At 68.9% G+C, this 17,473-nt stretch carries 16 protein-coding genes and 1 pseudogene; 8 read left to right on the top strand and 9 right to left on the bottom strand.

All coding sequences use genetic code 11. The features are described 5' to 3' along the window. Positions 1-70 precede the first annotated feature (70 nt). Together LJE69_RS04220 and LJE69_RS04215 are read left to right on the top strand one after the other, a co-directional pair. Positions 71-811 carry an ATP-binding protein gene (locus LJE69_RS04220; RefSeq protein WP_296921814.1) on the top strand — a complete coding sequence of 247 codons (741 nt, stop codon included), beginning with the start codon at positions 71-73 and terminating at the stop codon, positions 809-811. A 246-nt stretch (positions 812-1,057) separates the two neighbouring features. Beyond that, the gene (locus LJE69_RS04215; protein WP_296921812.1) at positions 1,058-1,588 is read left to right on the top strand and encodes a chemotaxis protein CheW; all 531 of its coding nucleotides are present in this window, start codon (positions 1,058-1,060) and stop codon (positions 1,586-1,588) included. A gap of 122 nt (positions 1,589-1,710) precedes the next feature. Here LJE69_RS04215 and LJE69_RS04210 read toward each other — a convergent pair whose 3' ends face one another. Together LJE69_RS04210 and LJE69_RS04205 are read right to left on the bottom strand one after the other, a co-directional pair. Next, the gene (locus tag LJE69_RS04210; RefSeq protein ID WP_296921810.1) at positions 1,711-2,103 is read right to left on the bottom strand and encodes a response regulator; all 393 of its coding nucleotides are present in this window, start codon (positions 2,101-2,103) and stop codon (positions 1,711-1,713) included. A 259-nt stretch (positions 2,104-2,362) separates the two neighbouring features. Beyond that, entirely contained in the window at positions 2,363-3,841 is a 1,479-nt protein-coding gene (locus tag LJE69_RS04205; RefSeq protein ID WP_296921849.1) for a phosphomannomutase, read from the bottom strand. Positions 3,842-4,085: 244 nt separating this feature from the next. Between LJE69_RS04205 and LJE69_RS04200 the strand changes: the two genes are divergently transcribed. The 3 genes from LJE69_RS04200 to LJE69_RS04190 all read left to right on the top strand — a co-directional run bounded on the left by LJE69_RS04200 (position 4,086) and on the right by LJE69_RS04190 (position 7,183). Then, positions 4,086-5,792 carry a response regulator gene (locus tag LJE69_RS04200; RefSeq protein WP_296921808.1) on the top strand — a complete coding sequence of 569 codons (1,707 nt, stop codon included), beginning with the start codon at positions 4,086-4,088 and terminating at the stop codon, positions 5,790-5,792. Beyond that, complete coding sequence (locus LJE69_RS04195) at positions 5,786-6,178, top strand: response regulator (protein ID WP_296921806.1); 393 nt, start codon at positions 5,786-5,788, stop codon at positions 6,176-6,178. Before LJE69_RS04200 ends, LJE69_RS04195 begins: the two co-directional genes overlap by 7 nt. Before the next feature lie 240 nt (positions 6,179-6,418). Further along, complete coding sequence (locus tag LJE69_RS04190; RefSeq protein WP_296921804.1) at positions 6,419-7,183, top strand: hypothetical protein; 765 nt, start codon at positions 6,419-6,421, stop codon at positions 7,181-7,183. Positions 7,184-7,357: 174 nt separating this feature from the next. Here the strand turns inward: LJE69_RS04190 and yihA are convergent, their stop codons facing one another. From yihA to LJE69_RS04175, 3 genes are all read right to left on the bottom strand, one after another. Then, on the bottom strand, positions 7,358-7,981 hold the full coding sequence (gene yihA, locus LJE69_RS04185; protein WP_296921847.1) for a ribosome biogenesis GTP-binding protein YihA/YsxC: 624 nt from the start codon (positions 7,979-7,981) through the stop codon (positions 7,358-7,360). Positions 7,982-8,002: 21 nt separating this feature from the next. Beyond that, entirely contained in the window at positions 8,003-8,485 is a 483-nt protein-coding gene (moaC, locus tag LJE69_RS04180) for a cyclic pyranopterin monophosphate synthase MoaC (protein ID WP_296921803.1), read from the bottom strand. A 127-nt stretch (positions 8,486-8,612) separates the two neighbouring features. Beyond that, positions 8,613-9,734: a lysophospholipid acyltransferase family protein gene (locus tag LJE69_RS04175; protein ID WP_296921800.1), complete on the bottom strand. Its 1,122-nt coding sequence runs from the start codon at positions 9,732-9,734 to the stop codon at positions 8,613-8,615. Here LJE69_RS04175 and LJE69_RS04170 point away from each other — a divergent pair. Then, positions 9,733-10,203, top strand: coding sequence for a rhodanese-like domain-containing protein (locus tag LJE69_RS04170; RefSeq protein ID WP_296921799.1), 471 nt, complete (start codon positions 9,733-9,735; stop codon positions 10,201-10,203). The genes LJE69_RS04175 and LJE69_RS04170 overlap by 2 nt on opposite strands. 44 nt (positions 10,204-10,247) lie before the next feature. Here the strand turns inward: LJE69_RS04170 and LJE69_RS04165 are convergent, their stop codons facing one another. Continuing rightward, positions 10,248-10,763: a Fe-S cluster assembly transcription factor gene (locus LJE69_RS04165; protein ID WP_296921796.1), complete on the bottom strand. Its 516-nt coding sequence runs from the start codon at positions 10,761-10,763 to the stop codon at positions 10,248-10,250. Positions 10,764-11,117: 354 nt separating this feature from the next. Continuing rightward, the gene (gene cysE / locus LJE69_RS04160; RefSeq protein WP_296921794.1) at positions 11,118-11,930 is read right to left on the bottom strand and encodes a serine O-acetyltransferase; all 813 of its coding nucleotides are present in this window, start codon (positions 11,928-11,930) and stop codon (positions 11,118-11,120) included. Between the two features lie 269 nt (positions 11,931-12,199). Between cysE and LJE69_RS20940 the strand changes: the two are divergent. Beyond that, positions 12,200-12,421, top strand: a pseudogene (locus LJE69_RS20940) (nucleotidyltransferase domain-containing protein); the annotation flags it as partial. An 89-nt stretch (positions 12,422-12,510) separates the two neighbouring features. Continuing rightward, positions 12,511-12,681 carry a hypothetical protein gene (locus tag LJE69_RS04155; RefSeq protein WP_296921792.1) on the top strand — a complete coding sequence of 57 codons (171 nt, stop codon included), beginning with the start codon at positions 12,511-12,513 and terminating at the stop codon, positions 12,679-12,681. A gap of 257 nt (positions 12,682-12,938) precedes the next feature. Here LJE69_RS04155 and LJE69_RS04150 read toward each other — a convergent pair whose 3' ends face one another. Both LJE69_RS04150 and hrpA read right to left on the bottom strand, forming a co-directional pair. Continuing rightward, positions 12,939-13,367, bottom strand: a complete 429-nt coding sequence (locus LJE69_RS04150) for a hypothetical protein (RefSeq protein WP_296921790.1) — start codon at positions 13,365-13,367, stop codon at positions 12,939-12,941. 88 nt (positions 13,368-13,455) lie between these two features. Beyond that, positions 13,456-17,430: an ATP-dependent RNA helicase HrpA gene (gene hrpA, locus LJE69_RS04145; protein ID WP_296921845.1), complete on the bottom strand. Its 3,975-nt coding sequence runs from the start codon at positions 17,428-17,430 to the stop codon at positions 13,456-13,458. Positions 17,431-17,473: the final 43 nt, after the last annotated feature.

The following is a 17,473-nucleotide window of genomic DNA, read 5'->3' as shown; positions in this document are numbered from 1 at the left end:
TGCGGCTTGCATCACGCAAACCAGGGCGATACTGGCGACGCCCCAGCCGCGCCGGCTACACTGCTGCTGCATGCAAGCCACGCACCCGAAGCCCCCCAAGTCCCTGCTGCGCGCCGTCGGCCGCGCCGTGGTCGAGCACGACATGATCCGCGACGGCGACCGTATCCTGCTCGGTGTCTCGGGCGGCAAGGACTCGCTGTCGCTGCTGTCCATCCTGGCTCATCTCCAGACCTATGCGCCGGTGCGCTTCGAGCTCGCGGCGGCCACCGTGGACCCCGAGGTGCCGGGCTTCGAGCCGGGGCGGCTGGCGGATCACATGGCGGCGCTCGGCGTGGCGTGGTTCCTGGAGGCGCAGCCCATCATGGAGGAGGCCCGGACGCGCATGGACGGCGACTCCTTCTGCGCCTACTGCGCGCGCATGAAGCGCGGCATCCTCTACCGGCTTTGCCGCGAGCACGGCTACGGCGTGCTGGCACTGGCGCAGCACCTGGACGACCTCGCCGAGAGCCTGCTGATGTCGCTGTTCCGCGGTGGTCAGTTGCGCACCATGAAGGCGCATTACCGCATCGAGGCCGGCGACCTGCGCGTCATCCGCCCGCTCGTGTATGCCCGCGAGCGCCAGACGGCCGCCTATGCCGAGGCGGCGCGCCTGCCGGTGGTGCCGGACAGTTGCCCCGCCTGCTTCGACATGCCCACGGAGCGCGAGCGGATCAAGCGCCTGCTGGCCGCCGAGGAGGCGGAGAACCCGCGGGTGTTCCAGAGCATGCTCCACGCCATGCAGCCGCTGCTGCGCGAGGGCCCACCGCCCTGAGCGCGCGGAAGCGGCGCTCTCGTGCCGCGACGATATGCACGTAGGCGCGGCACGCTCGGCGCCCCGAGGCGGGGCGTACCCGGGAGACCGCCCAACCACCGTATCGAGGTCGAGCACGCCGACTCATGCGTGCGCTTTCCCGACCGCTGCACGGCCGGTTGTACACGACGACCGGTCGCTTCGCCCGCCGAATGGCCTCGCTTGGACTAGGCTTAAGCTTGTCCAGCCTTCCAGCGGAGCAGACCGATGGACATGCAGCCCAGGTATCGCGTGCTCGTGCGCACGGCGCGGAGCGTACAGGCCGTAATGGCAGACGGCATCAGCGCCTGCCTGGCTCTGCCCAGGCTCACGCCGTTGGAGCAGACCGCGCCCTGCGTGTTGGGCGCTTTCGATTTGCGCGGCGAGCTCGTGCCGGTGATCAGCGTCGGACTCCTGCTCGGCGAGCGCACGCCACGGGCGGCGCCCTCGGACTTGGTGCTGGTGGTGAGCGTGGCGGCGTTTCCACTGGGGTTGCACAGTGCGCGTCCGCTCAATATCCAAGCGCTGTCGCCGCTCACCGCCGGTACACCACGACGGGGCGCCATCGATCTGCGAGACCTCAGGCTCACGGCGACCGAGCTCGACAGCTACCCGGACGCTGAAGCGCGGCTCGCGCGCTTCGAGCAGGGCCTCACCCGACAGGCACTACGGCGGCTGGAGCAACGCGCCGGACGCTATGGTGAGTTCGCCGCCGGGCAGGCGGCCTCGACGCCGGCCGCCGCGCCGGCCCGAAGCTGACGCCATGGCACTGACGCCATGGCACTGACGCCATGCCCCTGACATAGCGGACTCATTGGAGCGCATTGTAGCCGCGCCCGGTGCCCTTGTTGTGGATACCAGGTCGTGCCACGCGACAGCCGCTAGCCGCCATCGCGGGCGCCATCGGCGCTCAAGACACCAGTGGTGATCTCGATGATCTGCCGGCGCTCCAGCGGCTTGCGCAGCAGTTCGAACACCAGCCCTTCGCCACGCGCCGTCACCAAATCGTCGAAGTACTCCCGGTGGAACGCCGTGACGATGTAGACGATCAGGGTTGGCTTGACGGCGCGGATGCGTCGCAGGGTCTCGACGCCGTCGATACCGGGCATGCGCAGATCGAGGTAGACCAGATCAAAGTCCTCTCGGGCCGCCAACGCGGCACCCGCCTCGCCGTTGTCCGCCTCAACCAGCTCATAGGGCAGCTGCTGCAACGACAGGCGAAATGTCTCGCGTACGGCGGCGTCGTCGTCGATGATCAGGATGCGCTTGCTCATGGAATCATCACCAGGACGCGCTCGTCGGTGATGTCGGAGGCCAGCTCGAAGCGCACCAAGCGCCCGTCAGACCAAGTGATCGCCTTGTCTGCGCAACGATACCAGCGCTGGTTGACCTCATTCCGAAACTCCCAGACGTATGTGTGCCCCAGGTACTCGCCGAAGATCTTTTCGTTGGCAAAGAACGGTCAAAGGGCTGCACACTGATACAGGACCTGACACACAACGGCGGGCGGCACGGCGCGGCGGCAAGCGCGGCTCACCGGCGCCAGCCGTCGAGGATCTCCATGCAGACGCGGTTCATGTCGCGAGCACGGTCCGGGCTCGCCGCCTCCGTGTACGCGCGCAGCTCCGGCGCGTTGCCGGACGGACGCAGGTGCGCGACTTCACCGCTATCGAAGGTGATGCGCACGCCGTCCGTGTGATCGACTGATGCCACCGGACCGAATGCGCCCGAGAACACGGTCGCCACGGCATTGCGGTCCGCATCGGCATCGCCCGTGGCGAAGGCGGCCAGGCGCTCTTGGCTCAGCTCGGTGGGGAACGCCTTGATACGGTCGCTATAGGTGAAGCGCGCCGGCAACGCCTCGGTCAGCGCCGCCACCGGCACCCCGCGGCGCCGGGCACCGCCGAGGATGGTCAGGGCCACGATCGCCGCATCGCGGGTCGGCAGTGCCGGCAGCCGTTGGCCATCGAGCTCGATGTCGGTCTCGATCAGGAACCCGCCGTTGGCCTCGTAGCCCACCACCGGTGCCAGGCCGCGCGCGCGCAGGGTCTGCATGCCGGCAATAACGTAGGGGGAGCCGATGCGCGTGCGCAGCACCGCATCGAACCAACCGCTGCGCTCTAGCGCGGTGTTGGAGCTGACGGGCGTGACCACCGCCGCGGCGCCGAGCTCGCGCGCGCACAGGATGCCCGCGATGTCGCCGCGCAGCCATTCCCCGCGGGCGTCGGCCACCAGCGGGCGGTCGCCGTCGCCGTCGGCGGAGATCAGCGCGTCGAACTGCCCGCCGGCCGCCCATTCCGCGGCCAGTTGCACGTCCTCCGGGCGGATCGCCTCGGTGTCGACCGGAATGAAGGTGTCGGCGCGGCCGAGCCGCGTCACCTCGGCACCCAGCCCCGTCAACAATGCATGGAAAGCATCCCGGGCAACGCTGGAATGCTCGTAAAGCCCGACACGCAGGCCCGCGAGCCAGTCGGTCGGGAAGAAGCGCAGGTAGCGCTCGATGTAGGCAGCGAAGGCGGCGTCCTCTTCCATCGGCAACGCCGGGGCCAGCAGGCTGCCGTCCGCGGCAAAATGAGCCTCCGGCAGCACCACCGTCTGCGCACGAATGGACGCCTCGTCGTCCTTCAGGATCTCCCCGCTGGGCAGGTTGAACTTGATGCCGTTGCGGTCGTCCGGGATGTGCGACCCCGTCACCATCAACGTCGGCATCCGCTCCGCGATACCGAAGGCCGCGAGTGCCGGCGTCGGAATGCCGCCGAAGTTGCGCGGCCGGCAGCCCGCGGCGCGCACCGCGGCCGCGCAGGCCGCCATGATCCGCGGACTGCTCGGCCGGTAATCGCCGGCGATGCCCACGTCGCCGCCCGCGACCACGGCGCCGGTACTGCGCAGGTGTTGCAGAAAGCCGAGGCTGTAGGCGAAGCAGACCCGGTCGGTCATGTCCACCACCCGCCCGCGCGCCCCGCTGGTGCCGAACTTGACACCGCTGCTAGCCATCAGGTCGTCGATCTTCAGCACGGTCTGATCCTGTCCGGTGAGTCTCGGCCAAACCGGCCAAGTCGGCACAGTTTAGCAGCGCCTCGCGGTCCCACGACCGGCAACGGGCCACCCCGGATGCGGCGAAGCCGGCGGATCAGCACGAAAAGCGGCTGACAGGCGCGGGCAATATCGGGACAATCGGCGACTGAGGCTAAGCCGGCGCCGTGCGGCCGGTGTAGTCCCGCACCTTTCGGCCACTCAGCCACATCTGGTCACAGGCATGAGCGACGCGCCCGACAGGCCCGCCCCCGCCCCCACCGCCGCCCCCGCCGCCGCCCCGGACAGCGCCAACCCGCCCTGCGTCCTGTTGGTGGACGACATCCCGGCGAACCTACGCGTGCTCTACGAGAGCCTGAACGGCCGCGACTACCGGCTGCTGGTGGCCAACGGCGGCGCCCAGGCGCTGGACATCGCCGAGCGCTCCCGCCCCGATCTGATCCTGCTGGACATCATGATGCCGGACATGGACGGCTTCGAGGTGTGCCGGCGGCTCAAGGAAAATGCCGACACGGCCGACATCGCGGTCGTCTTTCTGTCCGCACTGGACGACGCCGCCGACAAGATCCACGGCCTCGAGCTCGGCGCCGTCGACTATGTCACCAAGCCCTTCCACCCGGACGAGGTGGCCGCGCGCGTAGAGACGCACTGCAAGATCCTGCGCCTGGAGCGCGAGCTCGGCCAGCGCAACCGCCAACTGGAGCTAGTGCGCGACCGCATCCTGCATTCCATGGTGGAGGGCGTCGTCGGCCTAGACGTCGAGGGGCGGGTCAGCTTCTTCAACCCCGCGGCCGAGCGCATGCTCGGGCAGGCGGCAGCGCGGCTCTTGACCCACGAGATCGCCAACTGGGAGCCTGCCCCACTCCGCGACACGGCCATCACCGTGCTCGCCGAGCGCCGCGAGGTGAGCGTCGATGAGCTTGCCCTGCCGCAAGCGGACGGCAGCACCTTGCCGGTGGAACTGCGCGCGGCCCCCATCGCCGACGCCGACTATCCCGCCGGCGCGGTGCTGGTGCTGCGCGATCTCAGCGAGCGGCGCCGCGTCGAGGCCAAGCTGCACCGCACCAGCAGCGAGCTGAGCCGCTCCCATCGCGAGTTGCGCGCGGCGCAGATGCAGCTCGTGCAGGCGGCCAAGCTGGAGTCCGTCGGGCGGCTCGCGGCCGGCGTCGCCCACGAGGTGAAGAATCCGCTGGCCATCGTCCAACTTGGCCTGGACTTTCTGGAACAGGTGATCAGCTTCGACGAGATATCGACGCAGGTGCTGGCGGATATGCAACAGGCGCTCTCGCGCGCCGACACCGTCGTGCGCGGCCTGCTCGACTTCTCCCGCGAGCGCGAGCTCGACCTCAGGCCTTACGCCGTCAACAAGGCAATCCGCAACAGCTTGCAGTTGGTGCGCCACGAGCTGACGCAGCGCAACATCGCCGTGCGCACGGAACTGGACGTCGACATCCCGGACCGGCCGTTCGATGCCGACAAGCTCCAGCAGGTGTTCCTGAATCTGTTCATGAACGCCATGCACGCCATGGAGCGCGACGGCACACTCAGCATCCGCAGCGACTATGCGCCCGTAACCGCCGCCGACCTCGGTCCTCACGCCAGGGATGCCGGCTTCCTGCCCGGCGAGCACGTCATCCGCATCGCCATCGAGGACACGGGCCCAGGCATCGCGCCCGCGGATCTCGGGCGGCTGTTCGATCCCTACTTCACCACCAAGCGCCAGGGTGAAGGCACCGGACTGGGATTGTCGGTCACGCGCAACATCGTTACGCTACACGGTGGCAGTATCGATCTCGAAAACCGCCCCGACGGCGGCGCACGGGCTTTGCTGCTGTTCCCGCCGCAGAATGCGCCCGCCGACACGGCACCGCAACAGGCCGAATCCGTGGCCATTGGCCACGCGCACCCCCCCAGCGCAACCCAATGGTGACCCATACCGTGAGCAAGAAGAAGATCCTGTTGGTGGACGATGAGCCCGCCCTGACGCGCATGCTGCGGCTCAACCTCGAGCAGACCGGCCGCTTCGAAGTACGCGAAGAAAACCGCGGCACCAACGCCCTGCGCGCCGCGCGGGACTTCCGGCCGGACCTGATCTTCCTCGACGTGATGATGCCGGACATCGGCGGCGACGAGGTGGCCGAGCAGCTCAAGCAGGACCCGGAGCTGCGCAAGATCAAGTACGCCTTCCTCACCGCCATAGTCACCAAGCGCGAGACCGGAACCGGTGCCGCCGAGATCTCGGGCGAGACCTTTCTCGCCAAGCCGGTCAAGCGCGACGAATTGCTGGCCGTGGTGGACGAGCTGCTAGCCGAATGACGAGCGGGCGCACTGCCGGACCGGCCGAGCAGTAGCGCGGCGCTCCGCCGCTGATCCATCCGCGTGCCGCAGCGCGGCCGTTTTTTCCCCATTGCAACCATGCTATCGTCCGCGTCGCTCGCAAACGGCGTGCTCCGCGGCACCGTCGAGCGCACACCGGAAGCGGCATGCGTTTCAAAACGGCCCATGTGCCCAAAACTCGGCCACCACATCGAGACCACTGACAAAGGAGCGATCCAGATGATCGACAGCAAACGCCTCTTGCTCTGCGCCTCTGCCACCGTGCTCAGCCTGGCCCTCGCCCCGGTGATGGCACAGACGGAAAGCGCACCCGCCGCACCCGCCGCCGAAGCCGCACCGGCGCCGGCAGGCCCCGGCGACGCCGCCCGTGCCGAAATGCAAAAGCGCATGGAGGCTGCCATGGCCGAGCGCAACAAGCGCTACGAGGAACTGCGCAAGCGTGCGTCCGAGGTTGGACTGGATCTGCCCGAGAGCCCGCCTTGGGCACAGGCGGGCATGCCCCAACAGCAGGCCGGCATGTACGAACCGCCGGCCGGCATGGGTGAGCCACCCGCCATGCCCGAGGGCATGCCAATGCCCGGCTACGAGGCGCCGGAGTACAAGCCCATGACCCGCGAGGAGTTTGACGCCATGCGCAAGGAGCGCTGGGAAGCCATGCGCGAGCGCGCCGCCGAGATGGGCCGCGAGTTGCCGGAGACCCCGCCGTGGGAAGCCGCCGAACAGCGGCGCAAGGAGATGATGGAGAAGTATGAGCAGTACCGCGCCACCATCGAGGCGATGACGGACGAGCAAAAAGAAGCCATCTCGGCGCTGTTCGGCAGCACTGCCGGCGCCGGGCCGATGGGCGGCTGTCCGCGCTGGCACGGGACCTGGCAGCGCGGCAGGATGCCCTACTATGGCATGGGGCCTGGCGCATGGCCGGGCATGATGCCCATGCCGTCGGAAGAGGAAGAGGCGCCGGAAGCGGCACAGCCCGCCGACTGATCTTCCGCGACAGGCCCGGCGACGGACGGGCCACCTGCTGCACGGGGCGCCGGCGTCAGCTCGGTGCCCCGCCCAGCAAGTTCCGGTCGTCGACCTGACCGCCGCCGCAGCCCCAGCCGAAACCCCAGCCGAAACCAAAGTCAGTACTTACTGACGCAATATCGGCTCGCGCGCCTATCGCGCCGCCAGACCCAACCAGTCGCCTAACCGCGCCTGCACCCGCGCAACGCCGAGTCCGTTCTCGGCAGAGAAGACCTCCACCGCGACTTCGGCACGCTGCCCCTGCCCGGCCTCGAGCTCTGCCAGCCGCCGGTGCACCTCCGCCGCCTGGCGCTGCTGGGCGCCGCGCTTGAGCTTGTCCGCCTTGGTGAGCAGCAGCAGCATGGGCAGCTCCGCGGCCCGGCCCCAGGCCAGCATGTGCCGGTCGATGTCGGTGAGCGGGTGACGGATGTCCATCACCACCACCAGACCTTGCAGGCACTGGCGCCGGCGCAGGTAGTCCTCCATCAGCGCCTGCCAGCCGGCCTTGACGGCCAGGGAGACCTTGGCAAAGCCGTAGCCTGGCAGATCCACCAGCCGCCGCTCGTCGTCGAGCCGGAAAAATACCAACTGCTGCGTGCGTCCCGGTGTACGGCTGGTGCGAGCGAGCCCGCGCTGGTGGCAGATGCGATTGATGGCGCTGGACTTGCCGGCGTTGGAGCGACCAGCGAAGGCGACCTCGAAACCCGCATCCGGCGGCGTGCCGGCGCGCGAGGTGGCCGCGGTGAGAAAGCCGGCACGCTGGAAGTCCGGATGCATCGGCAATTCAGTCATGCAAAATCACCGCTCATCACGCCGCCAATGCCCGGAACGTCCGCCGGACTTCTCCAGCAGTTGCACCGACGTGATGACCATACCGCGGTCGACGGCCTTGCACATGTCATAGACCGTCAGCAGTGCCACCTGTACGGCGCAGAGTGCCTCCATCTCGACGCCGGTGCGCCCCTGCGTCTCCACCCGCGCAGTGCAGCGCACCCCGGGCAGCGCCGCATCCGGCTCCAGGGTAATGTCCACCCGCGACAACGGCAGAGGATGACACAGCGGTATGAGGTCCGCCGAGCGTTTCGCGCCCATGATGGCCGCGATGCGAGCGACGCCGAGCACATCGCCCTTGGCATGGGTGCCGGCCTGCACCATAGCGAGGGTCTCCGGGTGCATGCGGATCACGCCCTCGGCGAGCGCCTGCCGCCGGGTAACAGCCTTGTGGCCGACGTCCACCATGCGCGCGGCGCCGTCGGCATCGAAGTGCGTCAATTCGGCCATGGCTCTCGTCTTCCGCTCCGGCTTGCTCGCGGGGCCGCGGTGCTCCACACGGCACACATCGAGGCGGTGATACCCGGAGGAGCAGCACTGTATGCCGCGACCCCGACGGCAACCGGGACGGCACGCATCAAGATACCACCCCGCCAGGGCCGACAGCGCGGACGCCGGCACTTCGGGCCAGGCGGCGCGCGCGCTCGATAGCATCGTAATCCCCGAGGCCGCCGGCGTAGACCTTGGGCAGACCTTCGGGCCGGCGGCGAAAGCGCCGGTAGGGCCACAGGTACTGCTCCGGACAGACGTCGATGCAGCACTCAATGCCCGCGTTCAGCGCCGCCGCGGCGATGGCGTCGTCGTCGCTGTCGATGCCCGGTGGTGCCGGCAGGCAGTGGATGCGGAACCCCCGCGAGCGCGGCAGCCGCTCGGCGAACATGAAGATGACGCGTGCCCCGCTCTTCCGGGCCAGGCGGTTCACCAACACCATGGTCCAGGCCGGCATGCCGAATAGAGGCGCGAAGGCCGCTCCCTTGTCGGCCCGCGGCTCCTGGTCCGGCAGGATGCCGGCGTACCCACCGGCCGCCAGTCCTTGCACCAGAGCGCGGATGCCGCGGGCGGTGATGGGCGCAAGCGTCGCGCCACTGCGCCGGCGCGCCGCGACGATGAGGGCGTCGAGCTGCTTCTGCGGCTTGTAGAAGATGGTGGTCGGCCCCTGGGCAGCCAGGTACAGCCCCGCCAACTCCCAGGCACCTAGGTGCGGCGACATGACGATGAGCCCGCGCCCGTCGTCGCGGCGCAGCAACTCGCCGCCGCGCACCTCGCGGATTAGCCCCAGAACGTCCTCCGGCGGCCGCAGCCACACCCGCCCCATCTCGAAATACGTGCGCCCGAAGGCCATCAGGCTCTGGTTGCGCAGCCGAATCTTGGCGCGCGTACCGAGGTCCGGGCGATACAGGGAGATGTTGATCAGCGCGTTGCGCCGCTGGCGGTTCGGGGTGTGCGCGATGGCCCAGCCGACGACGGTGCCCAACGCATGCAGCAGGGGCAGTGGCCAGCGTGACAGGAGCCGCAGCAGCCCCTCCAGATAGGGCTCCTGCCGGGCGCGCCGGCGTGCCTTGGCATCCGCCGGCAACGACGTGCCAGCGCTGGGCGACGAGGCCGCGGACGAAGCCACCTGCGACGCCATCTGCAGGGTGCCGCTGTTAGACTCGGGGGCCACCATGATCGGCCATGCCTTGCCGGAGAACCACAACATGACCACCAAAGACCAGGAAGCCGCAACCACCGAGACCCACTCGCCGCCCGCCGCGCCGAAGGCGCTGAGCCCGCAGGCGGCCTACGCGCTGCTGGAGGAGAGGCCCCAGGCGGTGCTGGTGGATATCCGCTCCACCATGGAATACCTGTTCGTGGGACATCCCAAGGGTGCGGTGCACGTGCCCTGGATCGATGAGCCGGAGTGGACCGTGAACCCGGAATTTGTCACCGAGATCCGTAAGCTGCTGCTCGGCGGCGCCAGTTGCGCACCGGAAGGCCCCTGCGCGCCGGTGGTGCTCATCTGCCGCAGCGGCAAGCGCTCGCTGGAGGCGGGCAAGGCGCTGCTTGGAGCGGGACTGGGGAATGTCTATCACGTGGACGAGGGCTTCGAAGGGGAACTGGACGACGAACATCACCGCGGCACCCGTGGCGGCTGGCGCTTCCACGGCCTGCCCTGGGAGCAGTGCTGACGGCGGCGCCAGCACACGGGATGTCGGCAGGACGGCTGAGCGCGTCAGGAGCGTGCCGCGACGGCAGGGCGGGGCTCGTGCTCCTCCAGCGGCTGCTTGGCGCGCCCCTTGCCCGCGCCGGCGCTGGCGTTCCTGGTCGCACAGCATTCGGCATTGTCCGGCCGGCGGTCGACCAGATCCTGCAAGCTGATGTTGGTCAGGTAGTCGTGGATACGCTCGCTGAGGTCCATCCATAGATCATGCGTCAGGCAGGGACCGCCATCCTTGCAGTTGCCGGCGCCGCCGCAACGGCTGGTATCCAGGTGCTCGTCCACGGCGGTGATGATCTCCGCGACGTGGATCGTGCGCGGGTCGCGCGCCAAGTGATAGCCACCACCCGGCCCCCGCACACTGGAGACGACACCACACTTGCGCAGCTTCGCAAACAGTTGTTCGAGGTAGGACAGGGAAATGCCTTGCCGCTCGGCGATGTCCGCCAAGGCAATGGGCCCCCGCCCCTCGTTGATGGCCAAGTCGAGAACCGCGGTAACCGCGTAGCGGCCTTTGGTGGTCAGACGCACAGCGTATCCTCCGGGGTCGTCGTCACGTGACGCGAATCCTACGATAACCGAGTTTGACCATCAATTTCTTGTGGCATTGTCATTGCCTGCAAGGGCATTGCTCAAGGGAACCACGAAATTCATCGCCGCTGCGCCGGGTTTCCGCGGGCATCGTCGCTCCGCGCCGCTGCTGCGAAACCGCATCTTCCGCGTTCACGGCGTCCCACGCCGCCGCCGGCTCGCCGGCCGCGGCGCCCGAGCGCGATGCGTCGGGATGCGGCCTTGGTCATAGCTATGGCCCCATGGGAGCGGCGTCATCGCCGCGATTGGACGCCCGTCGCGCCGAGGACGGCGCTCCCACGGCGCCAAACGAGCTCATGATCGACGCCCGGAAGGCGCATCGCCGGCCGGCTGCGGGTCGTCGGCGGGCGCATCCGGTAACGCGAGGTCGATGCCGCAACCGTCGAGATCGTGCAGATGCTCAAAGTGTCGGGTGATACCGTGCTCTTCAAGGGCGCGCGACATCGCCTCCATGCGCCGGTCCATCACGTGGATATGATCCAGCATCCGGTTGATGGCATTCGCCACCGGGTCTGGCGCATCGCGCACCGCGCCGTAGGCATCGAAGCCAATGCGCTTGGCGGTGTCGGCGCGGCGCCGGCTCGCGGCATCCGCCGGTCGCTCGATAACCCGCCCCGGTACGCCGACGACGGTGCCACCGGGGCGCACCGCCTTGACCACAACGGCGTTGGAGCCGATGCGCGCGCCGTCGCCGATCTCGATGGGCCCAAGCACCTTGGCGCCCGCGCCCACCACCACGTCGCGCCCCAAGGTCGGATGCCGCTTGCCCTTCTGCCAACTGGTGCCGCCGAGGGTGACGCCATGGTAAAGCGTACAGTCGTCGCCGATCACCGCGGTCTCGCCGATGACCACGCCCATGCCGTGGTCGATGAAGAAACGCCGGCCGATCACGGCTCCCGGGTGGATCTCGATGCCGGTGAAGAGCCGCGCCACATTGGACAAAACCCGCGCGAGCCACTTGAAGCCGCGCCGCCACAGCGCGTGGCTGACGCGGTGAATCATCACCGCATGCAAGCCGGGGTAGGTTGTCAGGATCTCGAAGGTGTTGCGCGCCGCCGGATCACGGTCGAACACGCAGTGGATGTCTTCCCGAAGCCTGTTGAACATCACGTGCTCCGATGGGGGCTCGGCGCCGGCGGTGCCATTGCCCCGCCAGCGCCGAGCCGGTTCAGCCGCCAGACTAGCGCAACCGCCGGGCGGGGTGGAGGACACCGCGCGACCGCGCCCGTCCCGTACATGGTGCATTGCCGGGCAATCGCCAGGCCGGAGGCCACCTCCCTGTGCCTGCCTTTGTGCCAAACTGGCAACATCAGGATAGGCAACGGCACCTCCCATGCAGCGCCCGGACACCAACGGCGACAGCCACAAGGGCTTCGATGTCAGCAGGTTGCGCGCGCGTCGCGCGCGCCCGTTCGGACCGCGCAGCAACCGCCGAGCGCCTGCGTGCGCGTGTTCTGGGGGTGGCGCCACCCATCGTCGCTCGCCACGGCGGCAAGGCTGCGTACCTGTTCGGCTCCATCTCCGACGGCAGCGCCGGCCACGACTCGGACGTGGACCTCGTGGTGACCGGCATCGCGGCCACGGACTACTGGGCATTGCGCCGGGAGCTGGAACAGGCGCTCGAGCGGCCGCTCGATTTGCACACGCAGGACGACGATCCGTCATCGATGAGGAATTGCACCGGCTGTTGGACGACTTTCGCGGGTTCCGGCACGCCTTCCGCAGCGCCTACTCCTTCGAGCTGGACTGGGAACGCGAACGGCTGGTGGCCGAACGGCTGCACGGTACGACGGCGCTGCTGCATCGGCAAGTGGTCACCTTTCTCGACTGGGTGGAAGGGATGGATCTGGGGGAGTGAGCCGGATTCCAGTCCCGCCGGCGTCAATGCATCTCGCCGCTCCGAAGCCGACGGCTGGCAGACAGAAAACCGAACTGCGCGCATTCCCGCTCCGGGGCCAGCGTGGCCATCCAGCGGGCGCGAAGCGGTCCTGAAGCGCCAGGATTTCCAGCGGTATGAGCGCCTTCCGCGCCAGCGAATCGACGTTGCGCAGCGCGGACTTGCGGATGGCAATGTTCGGCTGCACGACTCTGCGCGTTCCCGGTGCCCGCTAGCACCTACCAAAGCTTGACGGCGGCGACGATCAGGGCACCCACGGTGGTGATTAACCCGATTAGCCACAAGAAATGGCGGTCGTGACGGCGAATCATCTCGTCGAAGCGGCCATCGACCTGCTCGAAGCGCTTGTCCATTTGCTCGAAGCGCCTCTCCACCTGCTCGAAGCGCTTGTCCACCTGCTCGAAGCGCGCAAGCATGTCCTGGCGCAGCTCCTCGTGACGCCGCTCGGCCAGCTCGAAGCGCTTGTCCATCTGCGCAAAGCCCGCCTGCATCAGCTCGCGCTGGTGCTTGAGCTCCTCCTCGACCCGCACCATCCGCTCGCGCAGCTCGATCTCGTAGACCGCCGGCGGCTTGCCAAGGCTTTGCTCGGCCAGCCAATCCGCCATGTTGGCCTTGATGAAGTCGATGTCTTCTTGGGTCAGGGTCATCGTTCGAAATGCCGCGGGTCAGCCCTTTCTGCGCTCCAGTCTAGCAAGCGACTGCACCATGGCGACGAGATGTACACGGACCTGCCGGTCAGAGCCCCAACTCCCGCCAGCGCGCCTGAATGCGCTTCACCGACACCGGATAAGCCGTGCCGAGCTGTTGGGCGAACAGCGACACGCGCAGCTCCTCCAGCATCCAGCGGATCTCCTCCAACCGCGGGTCGTCGCGGTCTGCGGCGCGGGCGGCGGCCTGACGCTCGCGCAATTGCTCCAGCAGCGGGGTGAGCTCCCGCAAGCGCTGCTGGTCGCGGCCGGCGGCGTGGATGAGCTTCTCGGCACGCTGCTCGGCGGCCTTGAGGTACCTCGGATATTCCCTCAGCCGCTCGAAGGGCACCTGTTGCAGGAAACCGCGGAACACCAGGGCGTCGAGCTGTTGGCGCAGGTCCAGCACCGAGGGCATCCAATTGACCTGGGTGATGCCGGCGAGGCGCTTGCGCAGCGCCTGGTAGGCATCCAGGATGCGACCCGCCAGCGTGCAGACCTCACCGGCGGTGGGCATGAGCCGGCCCTTACACTCGGCGAGCCGTGCATCGAACGCTGCCTGGTCGCGAACGGGGGGCCGGCCCTCGGTGAAGGTGAGGTCCAGGATCAGCGCGATGAGCTCGTCGGCGAGGTCCGGCGGGTCGCCGCCCTTGCCGGCGGTCGCATCGGGCTGAGCCACCGACCGCGGCGCCTTGGCGTATTGCAGCCGCATGCGGTCCAACCCCGGCAGATTGCGCCTGAGATAGCGCATGCCCTGCCCCAGGGTCAGCATGACGAGCCGCCGCAGCCCCGCGCGCATGGCCCGGGCGGCGCTGTGCTCGGCGTCCAGCACGCGGATGGCGACGCTGTCGCCCTGATCGACCAGGGCCGGATAGCCGCGCAGCCTGATGCCGCCCCCCCGCCCGCCGACCGTGCGGTCCACGTGCGCGGGTAAAGTGCCGAAGTCCCAGCGGGTGATGCCGTCGCGCTCGATGGCGTCGCCGCTCTTGTCGGGCTGGGTCAATGCGGCCGCCGTGGCGTCGCCGCCGTGCTTGCGCTTGAGTGCCACCAGGTCCTCACCGCTGGCGACGGGCCGGCCGCCCGCGTCCACCAGCCGCACCTTCATGCGCAGGTGCGCCGGCAGCGCGGACAGGTCCCAGGCGTCCTCCGGCACGTGCACGCCGGTCAGCCCTTTCAGCTCTTCGGCGACGGCCTGGATCAGCGGCCGGTCCGACGGCTGGAGCCTGGCCGCTACGCGCTCGGCGGTCTCCGGGATAGGTACGAAGGACTTGCGCACGGACTTCGGCAGGCCCCGCAGCATGGCGGTGATGCGCTCGGCGAGCAGGCCCGGCACTAGCCAGTCGAGCCGCTCCGGTGACACCTGGTTCACCAGCGCCAGCGGCAGTACCAGGGTCACACCGTCGGCGCGGTGGCCGGGGTCGAAGTGGTATTCCAGCGGCAGGTCGGTGGCGCCGACCCGCAGGCTGTCAGGGTAGCGCTCCCGGGTGACCTCGGCGGCGTCGCGGGCCAGCACGTCCGCGAGGCGCATGTGCAGCAGCTTGGGGTCTGTCCGCGTGACCTTGCGCAGCCACTGCTCAAACTGGGGCTTGGAGTAGATGCCCGCCGGCACCCGCGCGGCGTAGAAGGCATAGATGGCCTCCTCGTCCACCAGGATGTCCCGCCGGCGAGACTTGGCCTCCAGGTGATGGACCGACTCGATGAGCGCCTGGTTGTGGCGCCAGAAGGGAGCGCGGGTGTCGAAGTCCCCTGCGGCAAGGCCAAAGCGCAGGAAGACCTCCCGCGCCTCCGCTGGGTTGATGGGGCCGTAGTTGACCCGCCGCCGGGCCGCCAGGGTGACGCCGAACAGGGTCACGGTCTCGTAGGCGCCCACGTAGCCGCGCTCGGACTGCCAGTGCGGCTCGGCGTAGCTGCGCTTGAGCAGATGCGCGCCGGCCTGCTCGATCCAGCCGGGCTGGACCTTCGCCACGATGCGGCCGTAGTCGCGGGTGGTCTCCACACGCTCGGCGCAGACGATCCACTTGGGACCGGCCTTGAACAGCCCAGAGCTCGGATGGATGTGGAAGTGCCCGCCCCGCGCCCCCTGGTACTCGCGCTGCTCGTCCTTGAGGCCGATGTTGCTGAGCAGCCCCGCCAGCAGCGCCCGGTGGATCTCCTCGAAGGTACCCTCCGCGTCGTTCTCCGTGAATTCTCCCCGTCTGCCGAGCTCTTGCAGCTGCTCGCGGAGCTGCGCATGCACGTCGTGCCACTCCTGCACCCGGTTCCAGGACAGGAAATGCTGCCGGCAGAGCTGCTGGAACTTGCGCCGGGACAGCCGCTTGCGCTCCTGCTCCAGGAAGCGCCAGAGGTTCAGGAAGGCCAGAAAATCCGAGTCCGGGTGGTTGAAGGTTGCATGGATCTCATCCGCGGACTGGCGCTGCTCCAGCGGGCGCTCGCGCGGGTCTTGCACGCTCAGCGCCGCGGCGACGATGAGCACCTCGCGCAGGCAATGGTAGTCCGCCGCGGCCAGCAGCATCCGGCCGATGCGCGGGTCCACCGGCAGCCGGGCGAGCTTGCGGCCCAAGTCCGTGAGGCTGCCGTCCTTGTCGAGTGCGGCCAGCTCCTCCAGGGTGCGGTAGCCATCGGAGATGAGCTTGCTGTCCGGCGGGTCGATGAACGGAAAGGTCTCGATGTCGCCGAAGCCGAGCAGCTTCATCTGCAAGATCACCGCCGCCAGGTTGGTGCGGCGGATCTCGGGCTCCGTGAACTCGGCGCGGGCCTGGAAATTGTCCTCGTCGTAGAGCCGGATGCAGATGCCGGCGGCGACCCGCCCGCAGCGGCCCTTGCGCTGGTCGGCGCTGGCCCGGCTGACCCGCTCCACCGGCAGTCGCTGCACCTTGCTTCGGTGGCTGTAGCGGCTGATGCGCGCGAAGCCCGGGTCCACGACGTAATGGATGCCAGGCACCGTGAGCGACGTCTCGGCCACGTTGGTGGCCAGCACCACCCGACGCCGGCCGTGCTGCTGAAACACCTTGGCCTGCTCGCCCGGTCCCTGACGGGCATACAGCGGCAGAATCTCGGTGCTCGGCGGGTGGTGCTTGCGCAGGGTCTCGGCGGTCTCGCGAATCTCGCGCTCGCCGGACAAGAACACCAGCACGTCGCCGCGCCCTTCGCGCGCCAGCTCCGCGACGGCGTCGGAGACGGCCTGCTGCATGGCGTCGTCCCGCTCGCCGGCGGAGGACTCCTGTGGTGGGCGATAACGCACGTCCACCGGATAGGTGCGGCCGCTGATCTCGATGATGGGCGCTGCACCGCCCGCCCCCCCGCCGAAGTGCCGGGCGAAGCGCTCCGGATCGATAGTGGCGGAGGTGACGATGAGCTTGAGATCCGGGCGCTTCGGCAGGAGCTGCTTCAGGTAGCCGAGCAGAAAGTCGATGTTGAGGCTGCGCTCGTGGGCCTCGTCGATGATGAGCGTGTCGTACTCGGTGAGCAGCCGGTCCTGCTGCAGCTCCGCCAGCAGGATGCCGTCGGTCATGAGCTTGACCGATGTCTCCGGGTGCACCCGGTCGTGGAAGCGCACCTTGTAGCCGACGGCGGCGCCGAGCTCGGTGCCCAGCTCCTGCGACACACGGCTGGCCAGGCTGCGCGCGGCGATGCGCCGCGGCTGGGTGTGGCCGATGCGCCCGAAGATTCCACGGCCGCCGCCATCTCCCAACGCCAGCGCCGGGTCCAGGCAGATCTTCGGTAGCTGCGTGGACTTGCCGGAGCCAGTCTCGCCGCACAGGATCACCACCTGGTGCTCGCGGATCAGCCGGGCCACCTCATCTCGACGCTCGCTGACCGGCAACTCGGGTGGATAATGGATGGATGGCACCGCTGCGCGGCGGCGCTCCGCCAAGGTGCGCGAGCGATCCAGATGCGCCGCCACCTGCGCCAGCCCACGGTCCACCGGCAACCCCTGTGCCGCGCGGCGCTCGAGCCCGCGCAGGCGCCGGCGCAGCTCATGCCGGTCGCGGATCAGGCAGCCGGCGAGCTCGGCGCTGGTGATGCCGAGCGCAACCTCGAGCGCCGGTGCTTGCGGCTCGCGCTGC

The organism is Thiohalocapsa sp., from assembly GCF_022340605.1.
Classification (GTDB): Bacteria; Pseudomonadota; Gammaproteobacteria; order Chromatiales; family Chromatiaceae; genus Thiohalocapsa.
The sequence above is the reverse complement of the archived record's forward strand: the minus strand, read 5'-3'. Positions and strand labels throughout refer to the sequence as shown.

Excerpts from the sequence above, each read along its gene's own strand:
- LJE69_RS04210 (WP_296921810.1), bottom strand. The coding sequence starts at position 2,103 with ATGAGCAAGCGCATCCTGATCATCGACGACGACGCCGCCGTACGCGAG.
- LJE69_RS04170 (WP_296921799.1), top strand. The coding sequence starts at position 9,733 with ATGACCACCAAAGACCAGGAAGCCGCAACCACCGAGACCCACTCGCCG.
- LJE69_RS04150 (WP_296921790.1), bottom strand. The coding sequence starts at position 13,367 with ATGACCCTGACCCAAGAAGACATCGACTTCATCAAGGCCAACATGGCG.
- LJE69_RS04190 (WP_296921804.1), top strand. The coding sequence starts at position 6,419 with ATGATCGACAGCAAACGCCTCTTGCTCTGCGCCTCTGCCACCGTGCTC.
- LJE69_RS04195 (WP_296921806.1), top strand. The coding sequence starts at position 5,786 with ATGGTGACCCATACCGTGAGCAAGAAGAAGATCCTGTTGGTGGACGAT.
- cysE (WP_296921794.1), bottom strand. The coding sequence starts at position 11,930 with ATGTTCAACAGGCTTCGGGAAGACATCCACTGCGTGTTCGACCGTGAT.
- LJE69_RS04175 (WP_296921800.1), bottom strand. The coding sequence starts at position 9,734 with ATGTTGTGGTTCTCCGGCAAGGCATGGCCGATCATGGTGGCCCCCGAG.
- LJE69_RS04220 (WP_296921814.1), top strand. The coding sequence starts at position 71 with ATGCAAGCCACGCACCCGAAGCCCCCCAAGTCCCTGCTGCGCGCCGTC.
- LJE69_RS04215 (WP_296921812.1), top strand. The coding sequence starts at position 1,058 with ATGGACATGCAGCCCAGGTATCGCGTGCTCGTGCGCACGGCGCGGAGC.
- moaC (WP_296921803.1), bottom strand. The coding sequence starts at position 8,485 with ATGGCCGAATTGACGCACTTCGATGCCGACGGCGCCGCGCGCATGGTG.
- LJE69_RS04200 (WP_296921808.1), top strand. The coding sequence starts at position 4,086 with ATGAGCGACGCGCCCGACAGGCCCGCCCCCGCCCCCACCGCCGCCCCC.
- yihA (WP_296921847.1), bottom strand. The coding sequence starts at position 7,981 with ATGCATCCGGACTTCCAGCGTGCCGGCTTTCTCACCGCGGCCACCTCG.